General features: G+C 43.4%; 5 protein-coding genes and 2 pseudogenes. All 7 read left to right on the top strand.

Annotated features, from left to right (window positions below; all coding sequences use genetic code 11):
* Nucleotides 1-325 (top strand): annotated as a pseudogene (locus CCU_RS12795) (acetate kinase); the annotation flags it as partial.
* Nucleotides 326-443: 118 nt separating this feature from the next.
* Nucleotides 444-959, top strand: a complete 516-nt coding sequence (locus tag CCU_RS12790) for a YceD family protein (protein ID WP_015534953.1) — start codon at nt 444-446, stop codon at nt 957-959.
* A gap of 13 nt (nt 960-972) precedes the next feature.
* Nucleotides 973-1,155, top strand: coding sequence for a 50S ribosomal protein L32 (gene rpmF / locus CCU_RS12785; protein WP_004850916.1), 183 nt, complete (start codon nt 973-975; stop codon nt 1,153-1,155).
* A gap of 229 nt (nt 1,156-1,384) precedes the next feature.
* Nucleotides 1,385-2,395, top strand: a complete 1,011-nt coding sequence (gene plsX, locus CCU_RS12780; RefSeq protein WP_015534952.1) for a phosphate acyltransferase PlsX — start codon at nt 1,385-1,387, stop codon at nt 2,393-2,395.
* Nucleotides 2,395-3,084: a ribonuclease III gene (gene rnc, locus CCU_RS12775; RefSeq protein WP_015534951.1), complete on the top strand. Its 690-nt coding sequence runs from the start codon at nt 2,395-2,397 to the stop codon at nt 3,082-3,084. The genes plsX and rnc overlap by 1 nt, the downstream gene beginning before the upstream one ends.
* A gap of 3 nt (nt 3,085-3,087) precedes the next feature.
* Nucleotides 3,088-6,646, top strand: a pseudogene (smc, locus tag CCU_RS12770) (chromosome segregation protein SMC).
* Between the two features lie 25 nt (nt 6,647-6,671).
* The coding region (locus tag CCU_RS12765; protein WP_208896259.1) for a signal recognition particle receptor subunit alpha at nt 6,672-6,905 on the top strand (234 nt) is incomplete at its 3' end.

Raw genomic sequence — 6,905 nt, 5'->3', positions numbered from 1 at the left:
GAAGGATGGCAATGACAGATGCCGTCTTGCTCTCGATGTATTCTGCTACAGTGTCAAGAAATATATTGGAGCATATGCAGCCGCAATGGGAGGCCTTGATGCGATAGCGTTTACGGCAGGAATCGGAGAGAACAATCCATATGTAAGAAGAGTATCAACAATGGATCTTTCATTCATGGGTATCGATATAGATGAGACTAAGAACGAGATCCGCGGCGAAGAGCAGAAGATATCCACTGACGCTTCAAAGGTTCAGGTATGGGTAGTTCCTACAAACGAAGAGCTTGCCATTGCAAGAGAGACTGTAGAGCTTGTTACAAAATAAGTCTTCTGTATAACGACAGGATTCAGTTGACGGAATTGTATAAAAATTTTGCAATATTTTGCTGACAATAAATATCTGTATATGTATAATAGCAGATGTGCGATTTTTAGGAGATATTATGTTAATTGATTTATCTGAGATTTTATCCACTGAGGGATTGACTAAAAGCGTTGAAGTACATGTAGACTTTGATAGTTTCCAGTTTAAGGGAATGGACTACCGGATTGGACAGGCAGATGATTTTCAACTGAATCTGTCGAATGACGGCAAGAACAGAGTCAAGGTTACCGGAAGCACTGATGTTGTCATGGAGCTTGTGTGTGACAGATGTCTGGAGGAGTTTGAAAGAACTTTCCATATAGATATCGACACAGTTATTGATACTTCCGTTTTGGATTCTGATAAGGTAGATGAGATAGATGAGTTAAGCTATTTTGAAGACTGTAATATCGATATGGACGCACTGTTGAAAAAGGAACTGATGGGTTTAGTTCCAATACAGATTCTGTGCAGGGATGACTGCAAGGGACTCTGTAAGGTGTGTGGAACGAATCTGAATCATGGTACATGTAACTGTGATGATTTTGTTCCTGATCCGAGATTATCAGTTTTTAATGACATCTTAAAGAATTGAGGAGGTGTGAATAATGTCAATTTGTCCAAAGAATAAGAGCTCAAAGGCTAGAAGAGATAAGAGAAGAGCTAACTGGAAGATGTCTGCACCAGCATTAGTTAAGTGCAGCAAGTGTGGCGAGTTAATGGTTCCACACAGAGTTTGTAAGAACTGCGGTTCATACAACAAGAAAGAGATTATCTCAGTTGCTGAGTAATTTCCAGTTCTCACTCGGTATTTGAGTAGTAGAATAAACAAGACCTTTCTTATTTTTATAATAAGGAAGGTCTTTTTTCGTGCACATATATACATGGCGGTTTGTATATTTGTACTGAAATATTTGACTTTGACAATTCAGAAATATATAATGACCTTGTGCGTTTGCACCTAAAAATAATTATATGGTGGGATATCCCATAATACACGTAAGATAGGAGAGTTTTGATATGGGCGATACAAGAATTGTAGTAGATGCTATGGGCGGAGATTATGCACCGGAGTGGATCATAAGAGGTGCTGTAGAAGCTGTGAACGAAGGGGCAAAGGCTCATATAATTCTCACTGGAAAAGAGGCTGTCATAAATGGTGAGCTTGCCAAATACACATATGACACCTCCAAGATAGAGATAAAGAACTGTACTGAGGAGATCACATGTCACGATGCACCTGTTCAGGCAATCAGAAGCAAGAAAGACTCATCACTTACAGTTGGAATGAATATGGTAAAAAGTGGAGAGGCTGACGCAATAATCTCAGCCGGAAGCTCAGGAGCCATCCTTGCAGGAGGACAGCTTATCGTCGGAAGATCCAAAGGTGTGAAGAGATCACCTCTGGCACCACTCATCCCTACGACCAAGGGATATTCGCTTCTTATTGACTGCGGTGCTAATGTTGATGCGAGACCTGAGCATCTGCTTCAGTTTGCAAAGATGGGTTCCATATATATGGAGAACATCGAGAAGATCGAGAAGCCAAGAGTAGCCATCGTCAATATTGGTGACGAGGAGGAGAAGGGTAACGCCCTCGTAAAGGAGACATACCCACTGCTCAAGGAATGTAAGGACATCAATTTTGTTGGAAGTATAGAAGCTCGTGAGATTCCAAATGGTGCTGCAGATGTCATCGTATGTGAAGCATTTGTGGGAAATGTTATCCTCAAGCTGTACGAGGGACTTGCAAAAATGCTGCTTGGAGAGATCAAGAAAGCGGTCATGTCTTCATTCAAGTCAAAGATCGGCGGTGCACTTATAAAGGATTCCCTCGGAGAGCTTAAGGAGAGATTCAACGCCAAGACAAAGGGTGGAGCACCTCTTCTTGGACTTAAGGGACTCGTGGTAAAGATCCACGGCAACTCACACAACGAAGAAGTTAAGAGTGCAATATTCCAGTGCATCAACTTCAGTGAGACCGGAGTAAACGCCAAGATTGCTGAAAAGCTGAGTGAGGAGCAGGCATAATGAAGAAGGATTATGGTGAGCTTGAAAAAAGAATAGGATACGAATTCAAGGATATAAGACTTCTGATAACGGCTCTGACACACACGTCATTTGCAAATGAGCTTAAGGTTAATAAAACTGAGTCATATGAGAGACTTGAGTTTCTCGGGGATGCCATCCTTGAGTATATTGTGAGTGACTATCTCTTCCGCAAGAAGAGAGAATATGAGGAGGGAAAACTCACAAAGCTGAGGGCAAGTCTCGTATGCGAATTTACTCTTTCACAGATATCCGAGAGTCTTGGATATGGCAAATTTGTCCTTCTTAGCAAGGGTGAAGCCCAGACAGGCGGAAGGACAAGGAAATCCATTCTGTGTGATCTCTTTGAATCCGTTCTCGGTGCGATGTATCTTGATGGTGGAATGGATGTCGCCAAGAAGTTTGTCCATCAGTTCCTGCTGGATGACGTTGAGACAAAATCATTGTTCTACGATGCAAAGTCAACCCTTCAGGAATTCTGCCAGAAGAATGGAAAAGAATTAAAGTATGAGCTCATAGAGGAGAAGGGGCCTGAACATAACAAGATATTTGTATCGGATGCCTTGATAGATGGCCAGGCTACAGCCAGAGGTGAGGGTTCAAACAGAAAGAACTCCGAACAGATGGCTGCATACAAAACATTGTTACAATTAAGAAAAAAGCAGGATTAATTTATGTATTTAAAGAGTATAGAGGTAAATGGCTTCAAGTCATTTGCAAACAAGATAGTATTCAAATTCAATCACGGAATAACCTGTATCGTTGGACCTAATGGTTCGGGTAAGAGCAATGTAGCGGATGCAGTGAGATGGGTTCTGGGTGAACAGAGTGCCAAGAGTCTCCGTGGTTCCAAGATGGAGGATGTCATTTTCTCGGGAACACAGCTCAGAAAGCCGCAGGGCTCCGCATATGTTGCCATAACTCTTGACAACAGCGATCACAGCCTTCCTATAGATTATAATGAAGTCACAGTTGCAAGACGAGTATACAGATCAGGAGAGTCTGAATATCTGATTAACGGTACTGTCAGCAGACTGAAGGATGTATATTCTCTCTTCTTTGACACTGGTATCGGTAAGGAGGGTTATTCAATCATCGGACAGGGCCAGATCGAGAAGATCCTCAATGGTAAACCTGAGGAGAGACGAGAGCTTTTTGACGAGGCTGCCGGGATCGTAAAGTTCAAGAAGAACAAGGCTGCTGCGGAGAAATCACTTGAAGCAGAGAGGGACAATCTCAGCCGTGTCAACGACATTCTCAAGGAGCTTGAAAAACAGGTCGGACCACTCAAGGAGCAGTCTGAGACCGCAAGGAAATATCTGGCATTTAAAAAGTGAATTAAAAAAACTCGATGTGAATGCATTCCTTCTTGAGACAGAGAAACTTAAAACAGCTCTCGAGGAAGATCAGAACAGGCTCACTATCGTAAACGATGATATAGATGAGAGCAAGCAGGCGTATGAACAGACAAAGGAAGAATACGACCAGATAGAGACTGCTATAGAGCAGCTCAATTCCATAATTGAGTCATCTAAAAACGAGATTCATGAGAACAGGCTTGCAAAAGAGCGTGCTGAAGGTGAGATAAATGTTATCAACCAGCAGATAATCACACTCAAAATGAACGATCAGAACATACATGATCAGATAGACCGAATCAACAGCCAGATCGAGTCCGGCGAGAAAGAACTCGCAGATTACACATCCCAGAAAGATGAACTGGATGACTCTATCTCAGAAGTTGAACAGGCACTTAAAACAGCCCAGAAGGAAAGCTCCGACATGACCTCCTACATAGAGGCCTGCCAGCAGGAGATTGAGAGCTGCAAGGCTGACATCATAGAATATATGCATGAGAGCGGTAATCTCCAGGCAAAGGTCGGAAGATATGACGCCATGCTGGAGAATATCAACTTTAGAAAGACACAGCTCAACCAGAGACTTCTGCAGTTTAAGAGCGACGATGCCGGGGACAAGAAGGAATATGAGTCACTGTCATCACAGCTTGCCGAACTTGAGGCGGGAGTAAAGGTCATTCTCGCTGGATTGGACAGTGCAACCGATCAGCTTGCCCAGAATCAGAATAGAAACAAAACTAACCGTGAGCTGATCCACAACACCAACGAGAAGCTTTCGGCAACAGAGTCCAAGATGGAGGCTCTCAGAAATATAACTGAGAGATACGACGGATACGGCAACAGTATCAGACGAGTCATGGAACAGAAGCAGTGGAATCCGGGCATAATAGGCGTTGTTGCGGACATAATCACGGTAAATCAGAAGTACGAGGTCGCTGTGGAGACTGCCCTTGGCGGAAGTATACAGAACATTGTCACTGAGGACGATGCCACTGCCAAGAGAATGATCTCATATCTGAAGACCAACAGACTCGGACGTGCAACATTTCTTCCGCTTAACACCATAACAGACCGCGGTTCCGTCAGAAATGATGTGCTCAGGGAAAAAGGAGTCATAGGAGTTGCATCAGATCTTGTTGAGGTCGATTCCAAATTCAACACGCTGGTAAAGAACCTTTTAGGCAGGATCATAGTTGTCGACAATATCGATAATGCCCTGGCGGTAGCGCGTAAGAACAATCAGTCGCTCAGACTTGTCACCATAGAGGGAGAACTGATAAATCCGGGCGGATCAATGACCGGAGGTGCATTCAGGAATTCCAGTAACCTTCTCGGAAGGAAGAGGGAGCTGGATGAACTCAAGGAGCAGATCGATAACCTGAAATCAACAGCGTCAAAGGCTGCGGCTCTCGACGCACAACTTAAGACTTCAAGAGATCAGCTCAGACAGGATATAGACAAATACAACTCCGAACTGCAGCAGGCATATCTGAAAAAGAATACTCTGACCATGAGTATTGAACAGGTCAAAGAAAAGCTTGCCGAATCTGAAAGAGTATTTGTCTCGATCGAGAAAGAGGTAGCAGAGCTCAATAATCAGATAACGGAGATAAACAACAATAAGAATTCTCTTGCCGACAACAACAAAAAGCATGAAGCCATGAGGCTTGAAGCTGAGGCAAGAGTGGAAGAACTTGAGGGACAGGGACAGGAGAACAAGGATAAGCTCACCGCTGCAAATGCAAGGGTATCTGAGCTTATGATTAAGTTTAATTCCGTCAAGCAGAAAGAGGACTTCATTGTAGAAAATATCCGAAGAATAAATATGGATATCGAAAAATACAAGGAAGAACTTGAGGGCTTTACAAGCCGCGTGGAGTCATCATTCAGTGAGATCACAGAGCTGGAAGACAGGATAGCTGCTATAAAGACAGATATCGCAAGCAGAACCGGAAGTATCGCTGACAACGAGGACAAGGTAAACGAATTCTCAGTCAAGAGAGAGGAATTACAGCAGAGCCACAAGGAATTCTTTGCCAGACGAGAAGAACTTTCCGAAAAGATTGCAGGACTCGAGAAGGACTCATACAAGCTCACATCGATAATCGAGAAGAACACTGAGAAAGCAGACGAACTCAGCAACTATATGTGGGAGGAGTATGAGCTTACATACAGCAGTGCCCAGGAACTCAAGGACGATAATCTTCCTGAACTGCCGGCACTAAAGAAGGAGATCGTTGCAGTAAAGGCCAAGATCAAATCCCTTGGAGATGTCAACGTCAATGCCATAGATGACTACAAGGAAGTCTCTGAGAGATACGAATTTCTCAAGGGACAGCATGACGATATAGTCAGTGCGGAGACCAACCTTGTAAATATAATTGCGGAGCTTGAAAAATCAATGCAGGAGCAGTTTGCCGAGAAGTTCAAGGAGATACAGGTCATGTTCGACAAGGTATTCAAGGAGCTGTTCGGTGGTGGACGTGGTGCACTTGAGCTGGTTGATACCGAGGATCTTCTTGAAACAGGTATCAGGATCATAGCACAGCCACCTGGAAAGAAGCTCCAGAATATGATGCAGTTGTCAGGTGGAGAGAAGTCCCTCACCGCCATAGCACTGTTATTTGCAATTCAGAGTCTGAAGCCATCACCTTTCTGTCTGCTGGACGAGATAGAGGCGGCTCTTGACGACTCGAATGTAAGAAGATTTGCACAGTATCTCAACAGGCTTACAAAGGATACGCAGTTCATAGTTATATCACACAGAAAAGGAACCATGGAGGCTGCTGATATCCTGTACGGTATAACCATGCAGGAGAAGGGTGTATCTACCCTCGTATCAGTCAACCTTATTGAGAACGATCTGGATAAATAACAATAGAAGATATTAAACAGGAGGTATGTCATGGCAGAGGAAAAGAGAAAAAGGATTTTTTGCGAGACTTAAGGCTGGTCTTGCAAAGACAAGAGATAATATAGTAGAAAGCTTTACAGATGTATTCGGTGCATCCCATATAGATGATGATTTCTATGAGAATCTTGAAGAGACATTTATCATGGCTGATATGGGATATGAGACGACTGAGAAGGTTATAGAGGGACTTAAGCAGAAGGTTGAGGATTCACACATCAAA

Source organism: Coprococcus sp. ART55/1, from assembly GCF_000210595.1.
GTDB lineage: Bacteria > Bacillota > Clostridia > Lachnospirales > Lachnospiraceae > Coprococcus > Coprococcus aceti.
The sequence above is the reverse complement of the archived record's forward strand: the minus strand, read 5'-3'. Positions and strand labels throughout refer to the sequence as shown.